Source organism: Streptomyces sp. NPDC004111, assembly GCF_042874215.1.
GTDB lineage: Bacteria > Actinomycetota > Actinomycetes > Streptomycetales > Streptomycetaceae > Streptomyces.
The window spans coordinates 499,925-518,829 of record NZ_JBIAMU010000002.1; the positions used below are offsets into that span (position 1 = coordinate 499,925).

Here is an 18,905-nt window from a genome sequence, read left to right on the forward strand (position 1 = left end):
CACTCGAACCGGTGAGTGGTGCATCTGCCCGTAACGGCCTTCGGCCCCCGGGGAGTTGAACCGGGCCCGGCGGCTACTTCTCGACCTCGGCCGCGAGCTTGGCCAGCACCGCGTCGTAGATCCGGCCGAGACCCTTGGGTGCGAAGGTCCGCTCGAAGAAGCCGCCGATGCCGCTCGCACCGGTCCACACCGAGGTGACGACCGCCTTCGAGGAACCCTCGCCGGCCGGGGTGACCGTCCAGGTGGTCACCATGGAGGAGTTGCGGTCCTTCTCGACCAGCTGACCGTCGGTCGGCTCGGTGACCTCCAGCAGGCAGTCGCGCACCCGCTTGCTGGTGGCCTGGAGCTTCCAGTGGACGAGGGTGCCCTCGCCGTCGCCGCCCTCGCGCACTTCGTACTCGCTGAAGTGCTCGGGCAGGAGCTTGCCGCGCGTGCCGCTGTAGTCGGCCAGCGTGTCGAACACCGTCTCCGCATCCGCCGCGATGATCCGCTCCGTCGTGGCCTCTACCTGCGCCATGCCTCTTCCTCCAGCACTCGGTTTTCGGGTGGGTCCCGCCGGTGGGGCCCGTGGGCCGTTCGGGGGGTCGCGCTCACCCAACCACCTCGCGGGCAACCGCCAAAATTGGGGTTGCGGGACATAAGGGAACACCTGTTCCCTTGGGCCATGAGCCCCGTATCCGAGCCGCCCGCGACGGCCGCGGCCGACCGTGCCGCCGCCGTCGTCCGCCCCATGACCTCGCAGGACATCCCGGCCGTCGCCGCCGTGCGGGTCCTGGGCTGGCAGTCGGCGTACGTGGGTCTCGTACCGCAGTCGTACCTGGACGCGATGAGTCAGGAGAGGGAACTCGCCACGCGCACCCGGCAGTTCGAGAAGGCGCGGCCGGGGGTGGTGAACCTGGTCGCCGAGCGGGCGGGCGAGGTGGTCGGCTGGTCCTGCTGGGGGCCGTACCGGGAGGCGGAGGGGGTCACCGCCGGCCCCTCGGCCGCCGAGCTGTACACGCTGTACGTGCACCCGGACCGGCTCTCCACCGGGGCCGGCCGGGTCCTGATGTCCGAGGCGGCGCGGCAGGCGCGGGCCGCCGGTTTCGCGTCGATGCACGCCTGGGTCCTCCGGGGCAACGCCCGCGCCCTGCGGTTCTACCGGAAGGCGGGCTTCGCGGTCGACCCCGGCGAGGAGTCCTTCGAACTGGACGGCATCACCCTCTACGAGGTGCGCTGTTCGAGGCGGCTCAGCGAGGCCGCGGCGGCGGCTCCCAGCCTGGGGTGAGCCAGGGCGGCCCGGAGCACCGGGGCCGCCCGCGCGTCCCGCAGCTGCCCGAGCCCCTCGACGCAGGCCAGCGCCACCCGCCAGTGCGGCTCGCCGGGCGCGAGCAGCCCGCGCAGGGTGGTGATCAGCGCGGGCACCGACTCGGGGGCGCGCAGTTCGGTCAGCAGCCGCACCGGGTGCAGGGCGTAGGCGGTGCGCAGGGTGTTGGTGGCCAGGGCCGCGGCCGCGCGGGCGGTGCGCGGGTCGGCCAGCCGGGCGAGGGCGTACGCGGCGGAGACGCAGCGCTCGGAGTCCCGGTGGTTGAGCAGCAGTACCAGCGCCTCGAAGGCCCGCCGGTCCCCGCCGCAGCCCAGCCGGAAGGCGGCGATCTCCCGGGCCCAGAGCGGCTGCCCGGGTTCGGTGAGGACACCGGCGAGCACGTCCGGGTCCTCGACGCCGATCAGGTGCTCGTACGCCGCGGACTCCTCGGCCTCCTCGGCCAGCCGGTCGATCAGGGACCGCAGTTCCTCGTCCATGCGGGCCAGCGTAGCCAGGACGGAGCGCGTCGGGGCGGCGTAGATCACATGCGCGGGCGGCCGACGGGGGCTGGCGCGCTCGTTACCCGGCAGTTAACCTCAAGTGAGCGGGTCGCCCCCACCACAGGGCTCAACATCCGCTGGAAGCACGACCCTTGGCGGCCTGGTGACGCAGCCGCCACGGGTGTTCGGTCGGTTCGGCGTTTTTGTACGGCAGGGCCTGGGACAGGGTCCGCCGCTTCTTTCCCGCGGTCGTGGCACCCCGTGTGCCGCCCGCGCAGCTCAGGTACGACGTCTCACGCCCGCGCGCCCCGCGCGCGCCCGCGTTCCGTCTCCGCTCGGCCTGCCCCTGCTCGCAGACGCCCCTCTCAGTCGTCACTCTTTCTCTGGAGTCCCGTGATGGACACCCCTGTCTCCACCACCCCTCTCTCCTCCCTCGCCACCGTCGCCGTCGTCGGTCTCGGCACCATGGGCACCGGTATCGCCGAGGTCCTGGCCCGCGCGGGCCGCACCGTGATCGGCATCGACATCAGCGCCGACGCGGCCCGCCACGCCGTCGAGTCGCTGGAGTCCTCCACCGCCCGCGCGGTGCGCCGCGAGCGCATCACCGAGGCCGAGCGCGGCGAGATCCTGGGCCGCTTCCGCACCGCCGTCGACCTGTCCGCCGCCGCCGAGGCCGATCTGGTCATCGAGGTCGTCACGGAGTCGTACGAGGCCAAGCACCAGGTCTTCCGCGAGCTGGACGCGATCGTCCGCCCGGACACCGTCCTGGCCACCGGCACCAACGCGCTGTCCGTGACCCGCCTGGCGGCCGACTCCGCGCGGCCCGAACGGGTGCTGGGGATGCACTTCTTCAACCCGGCCCCCGCGATGAAGCTGGTGGAGATCGTCTCCTCGGTCCTCACCGCGCCGACCGCGGTCGCGGCCGTCACCGACCTCGCGCACGACCTTGGCAAGGAGCCGGTCGCGGTCGGCGACCGCCCCGGTTTCGTCGCGGACGGGCTGCTCTTCGGCTACCTCAACCAGGCCGCCGCGATGTACGAGGCCAAGTACGCCTCCCGCGAGGACATCGACGCCGCGATGCGGCTGGGCTGCGGTCTGCCGATGGGCCCGCTCGCGCTGCTCGACCTGATCGGCGTGGACACCGCGCGCACCGTGCTGGAGGCGATGTACGCCGAGTCGCACGACCGGCTGCACGCCCCCGCCCCCGTCCTCAAGCAGCTCAGCGAGGCCGGGCTGACCGGCCGCAAGGCGGGGCGCGGCTTCTACTCCTACGACACCCCCGGCGGTACCGAGGTGGTGCGCGACGCGCTGACGCCGCCGGAGGCGGCGCCGCCCGCCGACGGCCGGGAGATCCGCAGGGTCGGCGTCGCCGGCTCCGGCACGATGGCCTCGGGCATCGCGGAGGTCTTCGCGAAGGCCGGTTACGAGGTGGTCCTGGCGGCCCGCGGCCAGGAGAAGGCGGACACCGCCAAGTCCCGTATCAACAAGTCTCTTTCGCGTTCTGTCGACAAGGGCCGGATGACCGCTCGGGCCCGGGACGAGGCCCTCGCCCGGATCACCCCGGCGGGTTCGCTGGACGCGTTCGCGGACGTCGACCTGGCGCTGGAGGCGGTCGCCGAGGACCTCGCGGTCAAGCAGCAGCTCTTCGCCACCTTCGACAAGGTCTGCAGGCCGGGCGCGATCCTCGCCACCACCACCTCCTCGCTGCCCGTCGTCGCCTGCGCCCGCGCCACCTCGCGCCCCGAGGACGTGATCGGGATGCACTTCTTCAACCCGGCGCCCGCGATGAAGCTGGTCGAGATCGTCCGCACGGTCCTCACCGCCGACGACGTCCACGCCACGGTCCGCGACCTCACCACGAAGATCCGCAAGCACCCGGTGGACTGCGGCGACCGCGCGGGCTTCATCGTCAACGCCCTCCTCTTCCCGTACCTGAACAACGCGATCAAGATGGTCCAGGAGCACTACGCCTCGCTGGACGACATCGACGCCGCGATGAAGCTGGGCGGCGGCTATCCGATGGGGCCCTTCGAGCTGCTGGACGTGGTCGGTCTGGACGTCTCGCTCGCCATCGAGCAGGTGCTGCACCGCGAGTTCCGCGACCCGGGACTGGCTCCCGCGCCGCTGCTGGAGCACCTGGTGGCGGCGGGCTGCCTGGGCCGCAAGACCGGCCGGGGCTTCCGGGAGTATGCGCGACGGTAGGCAGGCGGGTGCTCCTGACTGGGGCGGGCTGCTGGAAGGCGCGGGCGGCCCGCCCCCTCAGGCGCGCTCCCCTGCGCGGATGGGTTACGTTCAGGGCATGCCCCAGGCCCCCAGGACTTCTCGTACCAGCTCCGCGCCCGACGCCCCGGAAAGTGCCGCGGGCACCCGCGCGGCGGCGCAGCGGCTCAAGATGCGCCGCGAACTGTCCGCGGCGGCGATGGAGCTCTTCGCCACGAAGGGGTACGAGGCGACCACGGTCGACGAGATCGCCGCGGCGGGCGGGGTGGCCCGCCGCACCTTCTTCCGCCACTTCCGCTCCAAGGAAGAGGCGATCTTCCCCGACCACGACGACACCCTGGTACGGGCCGAGGCCGTGCTGACCGCGGCACCCGCGCACGAGCACCCGCTCGACACGGTCTGCCGGGGCATCAAGGAGGTCATGCGGATGTACGCGGCGGCCCCCGCCGTGTCCGTGGCCCGCTACAAGCTGACCCGCGAGGTGCCCACCCTGCGCGAGGCGGAGATCGCCTCGGTGGCCCGCTACGAGCGGCTCTTCACCCGCTATCTGCTGGGCCACTTCGACGAGCAGGACCACCACCCCGGCAACGACGACCCGCTCCTCGCGGAGGTCGCGGCGTCGGCGGTGGTCACGGCCCACAACCACGTCCTGCGCCGCTGGCTGCGGGCGGGCGGCCAGGGCGACGTGGAGACCCAGCTCGACCACGCCTTCGCGATCGTCCGCCGCACCTTCGGCTCGGGCATCGGCGCGGGCCGCAACACCCCGGAGGCCACCGCCGGCCACCGCCCCGGCACCCCGGTCTCCCCGGCGGCCTCGGCGTCGGTCTCCGGCGAGGTCCTGGTGACGGTGGCCCGCACGGACGCCCCGCTGGAGGACATCATGCAGACGATCGAACGGGCCCTGGCGAAGGGCTGACCGGCTCGACGGGGGCGGCCCCTGCCCCGTGGCGTGCGCGGGGGCCGACCCGGCCCCGACGCACGGGACTTCCCGCCGCACGGGACTTCTCGCCGTGCGGGACGCGACGCCGCGCGGTGACGACGAGCACCGCGGCTCGGCCCGAGCGGGGGCCGCACCGTCGCCCCCCGGCTCCGCCACGTACCGCGGCGCCCCCTCCTCGTATGCCCCGAGGGCCGGGCGCGGCCCCGGCGCGCGCCCGCGACCCGGCCGCCTCTGGAGGCGGCCGGGAGGGGCGGCCGTACCCCCGCCCGCGGACCCTCTGATCGATCATCCGGCACTCCGTGCCACCCGGAACTGATCCTCAATCCGGGTCCTGACCTGCAATGATCGATCATCGTTCATAAAATAATGGCACCCGGTGTCTTGCTGTTGGCACGCGGTGCCATTACGTTGATGTTGTCCGGGCGGCCGGCGTGCAGAGATCTCTCATACGTCGGCTGTCCCCGCACACCTCCCGGTGCGCGCCGCCCGGACGCCTGCGTCACAGGCACCCTCCCGCGCACCACACATGCGCCGCCACAGCACCACCCTCACCGCCGAACCGACGGCACACCTCCACCCCCGCTCCTCCCGAGCACCCCGACGTAACCCTCAAGCGCTCAACACGCTTCGCCGGAGGCACCCCGTGAAGGAAATCCTGGACGCGATCCAGTCGCAGGAAGCGACTGCCGCGGACTACGCAGCCCTGACCCTCCCCGAGTCCTACCGCGCGGTCACCGTGCACAAGGACGAGACGGAGATGTTCGAGGGGCTCACCACCCGCGAGAAGGACCCCCGCAAGTCGCTCCACCTGGACGACGTGCCGGTGCCCGAGCTCGGGCCGGGCGAGGCCCTGGTGGCGGTCATGGCCTCGTCCGTGAACTACAACTCGGTCTGGACCTCGATCTTCGAGCCGGTCTCCACCTTCAGCTTCCTCGAAAGGTACGGCCGGCTCAGCGAGTTGACGAAGCGTCACGACCTGCCGTACCACGTGATCGGCTCGGACCTCGCGGGCGTCGTGCTGCGCACCGGACCGGGTGTGAACGCCTGGAACCCCGGCGACGAGGTCGTCGCCCACTGCCTCTCCGTCGAGCTGGAGTCCTCCGACGGCCACAACGACACGATGCTCGACCCCGAGCAGCGGATCTGGGGCTTCGAGACCAACTTCGGCGGCCTCGCCGAGATCGCGCTCGTCAAGTCCAACCAGCTGATGCCCAAGCCCGACCACCTCAGCTGGGAGGAGGCCGCGGCACCCGGTCTGGTCAACTCCACCGCGTACCGCCAGCTGGTCTCCCGCAACGGCGCCGGGATGAAGCAGGGCGACAACGTCCTGATCTGGGGCGCCAGCGGCGGCCTCGGCTCGTACGCCACCCAGTTCGCGCTGGCCGGCGGCGCCAACCCGATCTGCGTCGTCTCCAGCGAGCAGAAGGCGGAGATCTGCCGGTCCATGGGCGCGGAGGCGATCATCGACCGCAGCGCCGAGGGCTACCAGTTCTGGAAGGACGAGCGCACCCAGGACCCGAAGGAGTGGAAGCGCTTCGGCAAGCGCATCCGCGAGTTCACCGGCGGCGAGGACATCGACATCGTCTTCGAGCACCCGGGCCGCGAGACCTTCGGCGCCAGCGTGTACGTGACCAGGAAGGGCGGCACGATCACCACCTGCGCCTCCACCTCCGGGTACATGCACGAGTACGACAACCGCTACCTGTGGATGTCGCTGAAGCGGATCATCGGCTCGCACTTCGCCAACTACCGCGAGGCGTGGGAGGCCAACCGCCTGATCGCCAAGGGCAAGATCCACCCGACGCTGTCCAAGGTGTACTCCCTGGAGGACACCGGCCAGGCCGCGTACGACGTGCACCGCAACCTCCACCAGGGCAAGGTCGGCGTCCTCGCCCTCGCCCCCCGCGAAGGTCTCGGCGTCCGGAACCAGGAGATGCGCGCCACCCACCTCGACGCCATCAACCGCTTCCGGGACATCTGATGAGTGACCGTCAGCCCGGCGGCGAGCGCCGGAAGGACCGGCCCTGGCTCATGCGCACCTACGCCGGTCACTCGACCGCCGAGGCCTCCAACGCGCTGTACCGCAACAACCTCTCCAAGGGCCAGACCGGGCTGTCGGTCGCCTTCGACCTGCCCACCCAGACCGGCTACGACCCGGACCACGTCCTCGCCCGCGGCGAGGTCGGCCGGGTCGGGGTCCCGGTCTCCCACCTGGGCGACATGCGGCGGCTGTTCCAGGACATCCCTCTGGAGCAGATGAACACCTCGATGACCATCAACGCCACCGCCATGTGGCTGCTGGCCATGTACCAGGTGGTCGCCGAGGAGCAGGGCGCCGACATCTCCAGGCTCCAGGGCACGACGCAGAACGACATCGTCAAGGAGTACCTGTCGCGCGGGACGCACGTCTTCCCGCCGGGACCCAGCCTGCGCCTGACGACCGACATGATCTGCTACACGGTCAACAACATCCCCAAGTGGAACCCGATCAACATCTGCTCCTACCACCTCCAGGAGGCAGGAGCCACGCCCGTCCAGGAGATCGCGTACGCGATGTCCACCGCCATCGCCGTGCTCGACTCGGTCTTCGCGTCCGGGCAGATCCCCGACGAACGGCGCGGCGACGTCGTGGCCCGTATCTCCTTCTTCGTGAACGCGGGCGTCCGCTTCATCGAGGAGATGTGCAAGATGCGCGCCTTCGGCCGCATCTGGGACCGGATCACCCGCGAGCGGTACGGGATCGAGGACGCCAAGCAGCGCCGCTTCCGCTACGGCGTCCAGGTGAACTCGCTCGGCCTGACCGAGGCGCAGCCGGAGAACAACGTCCAGCGCATCGTGCTGGAGATGCTGGGCGTCACCCTCTCCAAGGACGCGCGTGCCCGCGCCGTCCAGCTGCCCGCCTGGAACGAGGCGCTGGGACTCCCCCGCCCCTGGGACCAGCAGTGGTCGCTGCGCATCCAGCAGGTGCTGGCGCACGAGTCGGACCTGCTGGAGTACGACGACATCTTCGCCGGGTCGCACGTCATCGAGGCAAAGGTGGACGCGCTCGTCGACGAGTGCCTGGCCGAGATCGACCGCATCCAGGAGATGGGCGGGGCGCTCGCCGCCGTCGAGTCCGGCTACCTCAAGTCGGAGCTGGTGGCCTCGCACGCGCTGCGCCGGGCCCGCATCGAGTCCGGCGAGGAGAAGATCGTCGGCGTCAACTCCTACGAGGCGACCGAGCCGAGCCCGCTCACCTCGGACCTGGACGCCGCGATCATGACCGTCGACCCGGCCGTCGAGGCCCGGGTGGTCGCCGCCCTCGGGGAGTGGCGCACCACCCGTGACCAGGCCAACGAGCGGCAGGGGCTGGGTGACCCGCTGGTCTTCCCGTCCACCGCCCAGGCCCTGGACATGCTGAAGGACGCCGCGGCCGGCCAGGAGAACCTGATGGAGGCGACCCTGGAGTGCGTGCGCGCCGGTGTCACCACCGGGGAGTGGGCCGGGGCGCTGCGCGAGGTCTTCGGCGAGTTCCGCGCCCCGACGGGCGTCTCGTCCGCGCCGGTCGCCGTCACCGCCGAGGAGGGCACCCCGCTGGCCCTCGTACGGGAGAAGGTGCGGCGGACCGCCGACGAGCTGGGGTCCGGCCGGCTGCGCCTGCTGGTCGGCAAGCCGGGCCTGGACGGGCACTCCAACGGGGCCGAGCAGATCGCGGTGCGTGCCCGTGACGCCGGCTTCGAGGTGGTCTACCAGGGCATCCGGCTCACCCCCGAGCAGATCGTGGACGCCGCCCTCGCCGAGGACGTGCACTGCGTGGGCCTGTCGATCCTGTCCGGCTCGCACGCGGAGCTGGTGCCCGACGTGCTCGTACGCCTCCGGGAGGCCGGCGCGGCCGACCTGCCGGTCATCGTCGGTGGCATCATCCCGAACGCCGACGCAAGCGATCTGAAGCGGGCGGGAGTCGCCGCCGTCTTCACCCCGAAGGACTTCGGGATCACGGAGATCATCGGCCGTATCGTCGACGAGATCCGTACCGCGAACAAGCTCGACCCTCTGGAGGTCCCCGCATGACTGTCAACCGGCTTCGCCCCCGCCGCTCCTGCCTCGCGGTCCCCGGGTCGAACCCCCGCTTCCTGGAGAAGGCCCAGGGCCTCCCGGCCGACCAGGTCTTCCTCGACCTGGAGGACGCCTGCGCGCCGCTCGCCAAGCCCGAGGCGCGGCACACCATCGTGAAGTTCCTCAACGAGGGCGACTGGACCGGCAAGACGCGGGTCGTGCGGGTCAACGACTGGACGACCGAGTGGACGTACCGGGACGTGGTGACCGTCGTCGAGGGCGCGGGCCAGAACCTCGACTGCATCATGCTGCCGAAGGTGCAGGACGCCCAGCAGATCGTGGCGCTCGACCTGCTGCTGACCCAGATCGAGAAGACGATGGGCTTCGAGGTCGGGAAGATCGGCATCGAGGCGCAGATCGAGAACGCGCGCGGCCTCAACAACGTCAACGCCATCGCCGAGGCGTCCCCGCGCACCGAGACGATCATCTTCGGCCCGGCCGACTTCATGGCGTCGATCAACATGAAGACCCTGGTCGTGGGCGAGCAGCCGCCCGGCTACGGCGCCGACGCGTACCACTACATCCTGATGAAGATCCTGATGGCGGCCCGTGCGAACGACCTCCAGGCAATCGACGGCCCCTACCTCCAGATCCGCAACGTGGACGGCTACCGCGAGGTCGCGCAGCGCGCCGCCGCGCTCGGCTTCGACGGCAAGTGGGTGCTGCACCCGGGCCAGGTCGAGGCGTCGAACGAGATCTTCTCGCCGTCCCAGGAGGACTTCGACCACGCCGAGCTGATCCTCGACGCGTACGACTACTACACGTCGGAGGCGGGCGGCAAGAAGGGCTCCGCGATGCTCGGCGACGAGATGATCGACGAGGCCAGCCGGAAGATGGCGCTGGTCGTCTCCGGCAAGGGCCGGGCGGCCGGCCTCACCCGTACCTCGAAGTTCGAAGCCCCGGAGGCCTGATCACCATGCAGTTCGGACGCACCTACGAGGAGTTCGAGGTCGGCGCGGTCTACAAGCACTGGCCCGGCAAGACGGTCACCGAGTACGACGACCACCTCTTCTGCCTCCTCACCATGAACCACCACCCGCTCCACATGGACAGCAATTACGCGGAGCGCACCACCGACTTCGGCAAGAACGTTGTCGTAGGCAACTACATCTACTCGCTGTTGCTGGGCATGTCGGTGCCGGACGTGTCGGGCAAGGCGATAGCCAATCTGGAGGTCGAGTCGCTCAAGCACATCGCGCCGACGTTCCACGGCGACACGATCTACGGCGAGACCGTCGTCCTCGGCAAGACGCCCTCGAAGTCGAAGAACGACCGGGGAATCGTCCACGTCGAGACGAAGGGCTACAAGCAGGACGGCACGGTCGTCTGTGTCTTCCGCCGCAAGGTGATGGTCCCCACCGAGACGTACATCAAGGAGCGCGGCGGAGAGCAGCCGGGCCGCCCCGAGCCCAAGGTCCAGGCCAAGTCCCAGGACAAGAACCAGGAGAAGAAGTAGCCATGGCCCGTCTCGCCCAGACCGCCGGTCTGACCGACGTACAGCAGGAAATCCTGGCGACCGTCCGGGACTTCGTCGACAAGGAGATCATTCCGGTCGCGACGCAGCTGGAGCACCGTGACGAGTACCCCACGCAGATCGTGGAGGGGCTCAAGGAGCTCGGCCTGTTCGGGCTGATGATCCCCGAGGAGTACGGGGGTCTGGGTGAGTCCCTTCTCACATACGCGCTGTGTGTGGAGGAGATCGCACGCGGCTGGATGAGCGTGTCCGGAATCATCAACACGCACTTCATCGTGGCGTACATGCTCAAGCAGCACGGCACGCAGGAGCAGAAGGACACCTTCCTGCCCCGGATGGCGCTGGGCGAGGTGCGCGGCGCGTTCTCGATGTCGGAGCCGGCGCTCGGCTCGGACGTGTCGGCGATCACGTCCAAGGGCGTGCGCGACGGCGAGGAGTACGTGCTCAACGGCCAGAAGATGTGGCTGACGAACGGCGGCTCGTCCACGCTGGTGGCGGTGCTGTGCCGGAGTGACGAGGGTCACCCCGAGGGCACGGCGCCGCACAAGTCGATGACCACGTTCCTGGTCGAGAAGGAAGCGGGATTCGGCGAAGTCCGTCCGGGTCTCACCATTCCCGGCAAGATCGACAAAATGGGTTACAAGGGCGTCGACACGACCGAGCTGATCATGGACGGGCTGCGTGTTCCGGCCAATCGCGTGCTCGGTGGGACCACCGGTCGCGGGTTTTACCAAATGATGGACGGTGTAGAGGTCGGCCGGGTGAATGTCGCGGCGCGTGGCTGCGGAGTCGCTCAGCGTGCCTTCGAGTTGGGTGTTTCCTACGCCCAGCAGCGCCACACCTTCGGCAAGCCGATCGCCCAGCACCAGGCCATCCAGTTCAAGCTGGCCGAGATGGCCACCAAGGTCGAGGCCGCTCATGCGATGATGGTGAATGCAGCACGCAAAAAGGACAGCGGGGAACGAAACGACCTCGAAGCAGGGATGGCCAAGTACCTGGCCTCCGAGTACTGCAAGGAGGTCGTCGAGGACGCGTTCCGCATTCACGGCGGATACGGCTTCTCGAAGGAGTACGAAATCGAGCGCCTCTACCGCGAGGCACCCATGCTGCTGATCGGTGAAGGTACCGCCGAGATCCAGAAAATGATCATTGGTAGGCGCCTGCTGGAGGAATACCGGTTCCAGGGCTGATTGTTCGTTTTGCGTAGATTTCAACGCGAAGAAGATCACACCCTGTCATCGTCTTCCGGCCTCTGACTCGCTTTCCGGCTTGCCCAGTTGCACCCCGCAACCGATACCATCGCCGGAAAGCCGCCACCTCCCCCGTCTCTGCGCGGCATCATCCGCTACGAAGGTCATCCATGCCCCACAGCCAAACCTCTGCACCACGCGACGGCGACTCCTCGGGTCTCATCCCCAGGGTTCGCCTTGCTCGCGGAGCATCGCCGTGGCTCCTGCCGACCGTCGCCACCGCGGCCCTCACCCTGGCCAAGGCGCGCAAGTCGGGCCGCTGGGCCGCCGCAGCCGTTCCCACCACCGCTCTCGCGGCGGGGATGCTGTGGTTCTTCCGCGACCCCGAGCGCGAGATCGCCCAGGGACGGGTGATCTCGCCGGCCGACGGTGTGGTGCAGAGCATCATGCCGTGGAAGGACGGGCGCACCCGCGTCGCCATCTTCATGAGCCCGCTGAACGTCCACGTCAACCGCGCGCCGCTGGCCGGCACGGTGACGTCCGTCGAGCACGTGCCCGGCGGTTTCGTTCCGGCGTTCAACAAGGAGAGCGAGAACAACGAGCGCGTTGTCTGGCACTTCGACACCGAGCTCGGCGACATCGAGATGGTGCAGATCGCAGGCGCTGTGGCCCGCCGCATCGTGCCCTACCTCCCGCAGGGGACCAAGGTCGAGCAGGGTGAGCGGATCGGTCTGATCCGCTTCGGATCGCGCGTGGACATCTACCTTCCGGAAGGTGTCGAGGTCGCGGTCGAGGTAGGCCAAACGACTACCGCGGGGGTGACCCGAATTGACCGTGACTGATCCAGAGACGCAGGCCGGCTGGGCTCCGGAGGCCGGGGGCGAGGGTGCCTCCGACGACGCGGAGGACATGCCGCTCAGTCTGAGGCTGTCGATAGCGGACACCCTCACACTCGGTAACGCGACGTGCGGATTCATGGCGGTGTACTTCACCACCACCGGAATCCTCATCCCGCACCTCCAGGGCAGCCAGGAGACCGGCATGGCGCGCAACAGCGCCGCCACCGCCGTGATCCTCATGCTCCTCGCCGCGATCTTCGACCTGTGCGACGGCCTGGTGGCCCGCAAGCTGCGCAGTTCGCCGATGGGCGCCGAGCTGGACAACCTGTCCGACCTGATCAGCTTCGGCCTGGCCCCCGCCTACTTCGTGCTCGTGTACGGCATGGTCGCCGACGACGCGCAGCAGAAGGTGGCGGCACTCGCGGCGATCGTGGTGCTACTGGCCGTGATCATGCGCCTGGCCAGATTCTCGGTGGTCGCGATGAAGGACGGCATGTTCCAGGGCATGCCGAGCCCCTTCGGAGCGCTGACGGTCGTCTCGATCGTGCTCCTGGAGCTGCCCTTCATCCCGACGCTGCTCGCGGTGCTGGGTGTGGCCTGGCTGATGGTGAGCCGGGTCGAGTACCCGAAGCCGCGGGGCATCCTCGCGGTCGCGATGCTGAGCTGGATCATCGGAGCGATGGGCCTGCTCGCCGCGTGGGCGTTCGACGCGCCCGGCGGTCAGCTGCTCCTCCAGACGGGCTGCGCGCTCCAGGTGGTCCTGGGCGCGGTCATCCCGCTGTTCGCCACGGCGCGCCGGGTGAACACGTTCCGCGACAACCGCCGCGAGGCGCGGGCGGCTCAGCTGCCGTAGTTCTTCGGAACGTCGTACGAGTCGTACGAAGAGGGCCCCCGGCCGGTGCGAAACCGGCTCGGGGGCCCTCTTTCGTGTGAAGCGCTAGCCGGCCGGGACGACGGTGCCGTCCGGGCCGGTCGCCGCTCCCAGTGCCCTGGTCAGGGCCTGGAGGGCCGCCGGGTAGGCGTGGTCCGGCGGGGTGGCGTAACCGATCACCAGACCGTCCGGGGCCGGAGCGGTCGCCCCGGGGTGGCGGAACGGCGACAGGCCGTCCAGGGCCAGGCCCTGGTGCGCGGCGGCGCGCAGGGCGTCGCCCTCGCTGCCGGGCGGCAGCCGCAGCACCGCGTGGAGCCCTGCCGCGACCCCCGTGGCGCGGATGTGCGGCGCCGACTCCGCCAGGGCCCGCACCAGCCGGTCGCGGCGCGCCCGGTAGCGCTGCCGCATGCGGCGCACGTGGCGGTCGTAGTGACCGGAGGCCAGGAAGTCGGCGAGCGTGAGCTGGTCCAGGACGCTCGCCCACGCCTCCCGCTGCCCCTTGACCTCCAGGACGGCCCCGACCAGGTGCTCGGGCAGCACCATCCATCCCAGCCGCACCGCGGGCGACAGGCTCTTGCTGACCGAGCCGAGGTACACCACCCGCTCCGGGTCCAGCCCCTGCACGGCGCCGACCGGCTCGCGGTCGTAGCGGAACTCTCCGTCGTAGTCGTCCTCCAGCACCAGCGCCCGGCGGGCGCGGGCCCAGTCGACGGCCTCCGCCCGCCGCTCGGAGTGCAGCGGTCCGCCGGTCGGGAACTGGTGCGCGGGCGTGAGCAGCACCGCCCGCAGGCCCTTGTGGGCTCCCAGCTCGGCCGTCCGCGCACCCCGCTCGTCGATGCCGAGGGGTACGGTCCGCACCCCGGCGGTGCCCAGCAGGTCGCGGTGGAAGGGCAGGCCGTACTCCTCCACGGCCAGCGGGCCGCGCAGTACGCCCCCGTACAGCAGCCGCAGGGCGTGGGCGAAGCCCGAGCAGACGACGATGCGGTCGGGGGTGGTGCGCACGCCCCGGGCGCGGGCCAGGTACTCGGCCAGGGCCCGGCGCAGCTCGATCCGGCCCCGGGGGTCGCCGGGGCCGAACGCCTCGTGGGGCGCGGCCGTCAGTGCCCGCCGTGCCGCGGCGAGCCAGGCGGTGCGCGGGAAGGACGCCGCGTCCGGCTGTCCCTGGCGCAGGTCGTGCGCGGGCCGCGGCGGCGCCTGGGGGGCCTTTCTGGCGGCGGGTACGGGCCGGGGCGGCGCGGCGCGCTCGGCGACCCGGGTGCCGGAGCCCTGCCGGGCCGCCAGCCAGCCCTCGGCGACCAGCTCGGCGTAGGCGGAGGCCACGGTGTTGCGGGCGATGCCGAGGTCGGCGGCGAGGGAGCGGTAGGGCGGCAGCCGGGTGCCCGGGGCGAGCCTGCCCTCGCGGATCGCCTCGCGCAGCGCGCGGGTGAGCGCGGCCTGCCGGCCGCCCTTCTCGGCGGGGAGGTTCAGATGGAGGTCCGCACCGATGCGCTCGGCGGAATTGACCCATGGTTCCGGCATGACGGAGAACTCTAGCCGGGGCCTTTCGCCCCGCCCGCCGGGGGCCGGGAACGTCGGGCGGGCGGCACGGGGCGGGGTTGTGCCCCGGTGCCGCCCGCCCGCGCGGGCCGGGGTCAGTCCTCGCCGTGGACGTACTCCCGCAGGTGCTGGGCGGTCAGGGTGTCGCCCCGGGCGACCAGCTCGGCCGGGGTGCCGGTGAAGACCACCCGGCCGCCGTCGTGGCCGCCGCCGGGTCCGAGGTCGATCAGCCAGTCCGCGTGGGCCATCACCGCCTGGTGGTGCTCGATGACGATCACCGTGTTGCCGTCGTCGACGAGCCGGTCGAGCAGGGCGAGGAGCTTGTCGACGTCGGCCATGTGCAGACCGGTCGTCGGTTCGTCCAGGACGTACGTCGCCGCCTTCTCCGCCATGTGGATCGCCAGCTTGATCCGCTGCCGCTCGCCGCCGGAGAGCGTGTTGAGGGGCTGGCCGAGGCGGAGGTAGCCGAGGCCGACGTCCTGGAGGCGGGTGAGCAGGGTGCGGGTCTGGCCCGTGGTGAAGAAGGCGTGGGCCTCGGTCACCGACATGCCGAGTACCTCGCTGATGTTCTTGCCGTTCAGCATGTACGCGAGGACCTCGGCGGTGAACCGCTTGCCGGCGCAGACCTCGCAGACCGAGGCGACGCCGGCCATCATCGCGAGATCGGTGTAGACCAGCCCGAGGCCGTTGCAGTTCTGGCAGGCGCCCTCGGAGTTGGCGCTGAAGAGGGCCGCCTTGACCCCGTTGGCCTTGGCGAAGGCGTTGCGGATGGGGGTCAGCAGGCCGGTGTAGGTGGCCGGGTTGGAGCGGCGCGAGCCCCGGATCGGTGACTGGTCGGCGATCACGACGCCTTCGCGGCCGGGCAGGTTGCCGTGGATGAGGGAGCTCTTGCCGGAGCCCGCGACGCCGGTGACGACGGTGAGCACACCGGTCGGGATGTCGACGCTGACGTCCCGCAGGTTGTGCTGGCCGGCGTGCTCGACGGAGAGGTGGCCGGTGGGGGTGCGCACCTCCTCGCGCAGTGCGGTGCGGTGCGCGAGGTGGTCGCCGGTGAGGGTGCCCGAGGTGCGCAGTCCGGCCAGGTCGCCGCTGTAGCAGAGCTCGCCGCCCGCCTCGCCCGCCCCGGGGCCGAGGTCGACGATGTGGTCGGCGATCCGGATGACCTCGGGCTTGTGCTCGACGACGAGGACGGTGTTGCCCTTGTCGCGCAGGCGCAGCAGGAGGTCGTTCATCCGGCGGATGTCGTGCGGGTGCAGGCCGGTGGTGGGCTCGTCGAAGATGTACGTCACGTCGGTCAGCGGGGAGCCGAGGTGGCGGACCATCTTGACGCGCTGGGCCTCGCCGCCGGACAGCGTGCCGGCCGGGCGGTCCAGGCTGAGGTAGCCGAGGCCGATCTCCACGAGCGAGTCCAGCAGGTCGCGGAGGCCGGCCAGGAGCGGGGCGACCCCGGGGTCGTCGATGCCCCGGACGAACTTGGCCAGGTCGCTGATCTGCATCGCCGAGCACTCCGCGATGTTCACCCCGGCGATCTTCGAGGAGAGGGCGGCGCGCGTCAGCCTCGTACCGCCGCATTCGGGGCAGTCGGCGAAGACGACGGCGCGCTCCACGAAGGCCTTGGTGGGGGCCTGCATGGTGTCGCGGTCCTTGACCAGGATGGTCCGCTGCACGCGCACCACCAGGCCCTCGTACGTGAAGTTGTTCTTCCCGACCTTCACCTTGACCTGCGGTTTGTGCAGGAAGTCGGCCCACTCCTGCTCGGTGAAGTCCTTGAGCCTGGTGTCCGGGTCGTAGAAGCCGGAGTTGGCCATGATCTGCCAGGGCCAGGAGTCGACGGCGAAGCCGGGCACGGTGATGGCGCCCTCGTTGAGCGACTTCTCCCGGTCGACCAGTTCGTCCACGGCGATCTCGGAGACCTGGCCGATGCCTTCGCAGCGCGGGCACATGCCCTCGGGGACGTTGAAGCTGAAGGCGCCCGCGCCGCCGATCCGCGGTATCCCGATGCGGCTGAAGACGATGCGCAGCATGGCGTACGCGTCGGTGGCGGTGCCCACCGTGGAGCGGGAGTTGGCGCCCATCCGCTCCTGGTCGACGACGATCGCGGCGCTGAGGTTGTGCAGTCCGTCGACGTCGGGGCGGCCGAGGCTCGGCATGAAGGACTGGAGGAAGGCGGTGTACGTCTCGTTGATCAGCCGCTGCGATTCGGCGGCGACGGTGCCGAAGACGAGGGAGGACTTTCCGGAGCCGGAGACTCCGGTGAAGACGGTGAGGCGGCGTTTGGGGAGGTCCACGGACACGTTGCGCAGGTTGTTCTCGCGGGCGCCGCGGACCTGGATGAGGCCGTGGGTGTCGGCGGGGTGGGGCGCGTGAGGTGCGGGCGGGTTCGTGGGCGCGGGGGCGTGCGGGTTCGGGTGGGACGCGGGGGGTGTGTTCGCGGAGTCCGAAGGCATGGGGGGACTGTACGGGGAGGCACTGACAATCGGCGGGGCCGTGGGTCCGCCGGGGTGGGCGGGGCACGGGGTGCGGCTCCGCCGGGGTGGGGGTTCGGCTCTGCCGGGGGCCGCCCCCTTGCCCGCCCGTTCCGCCCCCGGGGGCGGCCCCGCCGCCCAAGGGGGCTCGGGCGGCCCCGCCGCCCAGGGGGGCGGGGGTGGGGCGGGGCGGGGGCGGGGCGGGGGTTAGTTCAGGAAGTCGTGGGCGATTTGTTCGGCTACTTGTTCCAGGAGGGGGCCGGCCTCGGACATGCTGCGGGCCGGGTCGGGTTCCAGGGCGCTCAAGGAATACGCGCGGCGGATTCCCGCCCTGCCGAGTTCCTCGGCCGGGAGCGCGAGGCGACCGCAGACCGCGACGACCTCGATGCCCTCGGCGCGGGCCGCCGCGGCGACGCCCGCCGGAGCCTTGCCGTGCAGGGTCTGTGCGTCGAGCGAGCCCTCGCCGGTGATGACGAGGGTGGCCCGCGCCAGTGCGGGGGCGAAGCCCAGGACGTCGAGCATGACCTCGATGCCGGGGCGGAAGCGCGCGCCGAGCGCGGTCAGCGCCCCGTAGCCGATGCCGCCGGCGGCACCCGCTCCCGGGGAGTCCGCCACGTCGGGACCGCCCGCCGCCGGGCCGAGCACCGAGGCGAAGTGGGCGAGCGCGGCGTCCAGGGTGGCCACGTCCTCCTCGGAGGCGCCCTTCTGCGGGCCGTAGACCGCCGCCGCGCCCTTGGGGCCGGTCAGCGGGTTGTCCACGTCGCTCGCCAGCACCAGGTCGACCCCGGCGCCGAAGCGCGCGTCGAGTCCGGACAGGTCGGCCGTCGCCACCGAGGCGAGCGCACCGCCGCCGGGGCCCACCGGCTCGCCGTCCGCGTCCAGGAAACGCGCGCCGAGCGCGGCCAGCATGCCCGCTCCGCCGTCCGTGGTCGCACTGCCGCCGACCCCGAACACGATGGTCCTGGCACCCGCGTCGAGCGCGGCGCGCAGCAGTTCCCCGGAGCCGTACGTGGTGGCCGTGAGCGCGGCGAAGACGCCCGGCGGGAGGTGCTGGAGACCGGACGCCTCCGCCATCTCCACCACCGCGGTGCCGTCGGCGGCCCGGAAGGCGTACGCCGCCGTCAGGCCCTCGCCGCGCGGGCCGGTGACCCGTACCTCGCGGCGCTCGAAGCCCGCGGCGACGGCCGCCGCCACCGTTCCGTCGCCGCCGTCGGCGACCGGGAGTGCCTCGACCGTCACGCCGGGGACCGCTCTGCGCAGCCCGGCGGTGACCCGCTCGGCGACCTGCACCGCCGTGAGCGAGCCCTTGAACTTGTCCGCGGCGACGAGCACGTGTGCCGCGCCGCTCCCCGGACCCTCAACTGCTGTGTGTACTGCTCCGTCCGCCACCATGCATCCCTTGCTTTCGAACAGGCAGTCGCGCCGACCCGACCATATCCGCCGCACCCGCCCCCTGCCCATGGTGATCGGGGCCGTACCTCTCTCCTGTC

The 18,905-nt window shown here is 71.2% G+C and carries 15 protein-coding genes; 10 read left to right on the top strand and 5 right to left on the bottom strand.

Going from position 1 to position 18,905, the window contains the following annotated elements; genetic code table 11:
• Window positions 1-73: 73 nt before the first annotated feature.
• A complete protein-coding gene (locus tag ACFYVL_RS06620; RefSeq protein WP_389241699.1) occupies window positions 74-517 on the bottom strand; it encodes an SRPBCC family protein in 444 nt (147 codons plus the stop codon).
• A gap of 147 nt (window positions 518-664) precedes the next feature.
• Between ACFYVL_RS06620 and ACFYVL_RS06625 the strand changes: the two genes are divergently transcribed.
• The gene (locus tag ACFYVL_RS06625) at window positions 665-1,267 is read left to right on the top strand and encodes a GNAT family N-acetyltransferase (protein ID WP_389241700.1); all 603 of its coding nucleotides are present in this window, start codon (window positions 665-667) and stop codon (window positions 1,265-1,267) included.
• Here the strand turns inward: ACFYVL_RS06625 and ACFYVL_RS06630 are convergent.
• Window positions 1,204-1,782 (bottom strand): adenylosuccinate lyase, encoded by a 579-nt coding sequence (locus tag ACFYVL_RS06630; RefSeq protein WP_389241701.1) that lies wholly within the window; start codon window positions 1,780-1,782, stop codon window positions 1,204-1,206. The genes ACFYVL_RS06625 and ACFYVL_RS06630 overlap by 64 nt on opposite strands.
• A gap of 399 nt (window positions 1,783-2,181) precedes the next feature.
• Here ACFYVL_RS06630 and ACFYVL_RS06635 point away from each other — a divergent pair, with 399 nt between their 5' ends.
• From ACFYVL_RS06635 to pssA, 9 genes are all read left to right on the top strand, one after another.
• Window positions 2,182-3,987 (top strand): 3-hydroxyacyl-CoA dehydrogenase family protein, encoded by a 1,806-nt coding sequence (locus ACFYVL_RS06635; RefSeq protein ID WP_389241702.1) that lies wholly within the window; start codon window positions 2,182-2,184, stop codon window positions 3,985-3,987.
• Window positions 3,988-4,066: 79 nt separating this feature from the next.
• Window positions 4,067-4,921: a TetR family transcriptional regulator gene (locus tag ACFYVL_RS06640; RefSeq protein ID WP_389241703.1), complete on the top strand. Its 855-nt coding sequence runs from the start codon at window positions 4,067-4,069 to the stop codon at window positions 4,919-4,921.
• Between the two features lie 667 nt (window positions 4,922-5,588).
• Window positions 5,589-6,926 carry a crotonyl-CoA carboxylase/reductase gene (ccrA, locus tag ACFYVL_RS06645; protein ID WP_389241704.1) on the top strand — a complete coding sequence of 446 codons (1,338 nt, stop codon included), beginning with the start codon at window positions 5,589-5,591 and terminating at the stop codon, window positions 6,924-6,926.
• Window positions 6,926-8,995, top strand: coding sequence for a protein meaA (locus tag ACFYVL_RS06650; RefSeq protein ID WP_389241705.1), 2,070 nt, complete (start codon window positions 6,926-6,928; stop codon window positions 8,993-8,995). The genes ccrA and ACFYVL_RS06650 overlap by 1 nt, the downstream gene beginning before the upstream one ends.
• A complete protein-coding gene (locus tag ACFYVL_RS06655) occupies window positions 8,992-9,951 on the top strand; it encodes an HpcH/HpaI aldolase/citrate lyase family protein (RefSeq protein WP_389241706.1) in 960 nt (319 codons plus the stop codon). The genes ACFYVL_RS06650 and ACFYVL_RS06655 overlap by 4 nt, the downstream gene beginning before the upstream one ends.
• A 5-nt stretch (window positions 9,952-9,956) precedes the next feature.
• Window positions 9,957-10,496 carry a MaoC family dehydratase gene (locus tag ACFYVL_RS06660; protein WP_389241707.1) on the top strand — a complete coding sequence of 180 codons (540 nt, stop codon included), beginning with the start codon at window positions 9,957-9,959 and terminating at the stop codon, window positions 10,494-10,496.
• A 2-nt stretch (window positions 10,497-10,498) separates the two neighbouring features.
• Window positions 10,499-11,704 (top strand): acyl-CoA dehydrogenase family protein, encoded by a 1,206-nt coding sequence (locus tag ACFYVL_RS06665; RefSeq protein ID WP_389241708.1) that lies wholly within the window; start codon window positions 10,499-10,501, stop codon window positions 11,702-11,704.
• Between the two features lie 170 nt (window positions 11,705-11,874).
• The gene (locus ACFYVL_RS06670) at window positions 11,875-12,546 is read left to right on the top strand and encodes a phosphatidylserine decarboxylase (RefSeq protein WP_389241709.1); all 672 of its coding nucleotides are present in this window, start codon (window positions 11,875-11,877) and stop codon (window positions 12,544-12,546) included.
• Complete coding sequence (gene pssA, locus ACFYVL_RS06675; protein WP_389241710.1) at window positions 12,539-13,396, top strand: CDP-diacylglycerol--serine O-phosphatidyltransferase; 858 nt, start codon at window positions 12,539-12,541, stop codon at window positions 13,394-13,396. The genes ACFYVL_RS06670 and pssA overlap by 8 nt, the downstream gene beginning before the upstream one ends.
• Before the next feature lie 84 nt (window positions 13,397-13,480).
• Here the strand turns inward: pssA and ACFYVL_RS06680 are convergent, their stop codons facing one another.
• The 3 genes from ACFYVL_RS06680 to ACFYVL_RS06690 form a co-directional block, all read right to left on the bottom strand.
• Complete coding sequence (locus ACFYVL_RS06680; protein WP_389241711.1) at window positions 13,481-14,932, bottom strand: PLP-dependent aminotransferase family protein; 1,452 nt, start codon at window positions 14,930-14,932, stop codon at window positions 13,481-13,483.
• A 113-nt stretch (window positions 14,933-15,045) separates the two neighbouring features.
• Window positions 15,046-17,397 carry an ATP-binding cassette domain-containing protein gene (locus tag ACFYVL_RS06685; protein WP_389241712.1) on the bottom strand — a complete coding sequence of 784 codons (2,352 nt, stop codon included), beginning with the start codon at window positions 17,395-17,397 and terminating at the stop codon, window positions 15,046-15,048.
• Window positions 17,398-17,622: 225 nt separating this feature from the next.
• Window positions 17,623-18,807 (bottom strand): glycerate kinase, encoded by a 1,185-nt coding sequence (locus ACFYVL_RS06690; RefSeq protein ID WP_389241713.1) that lies wholly within the window; start codon window positions 18,805-18,807, stop codon window positions 17,623-17,625.
• Window positions 18,808-18,905 lie beyond the last annotated feature (98 nt).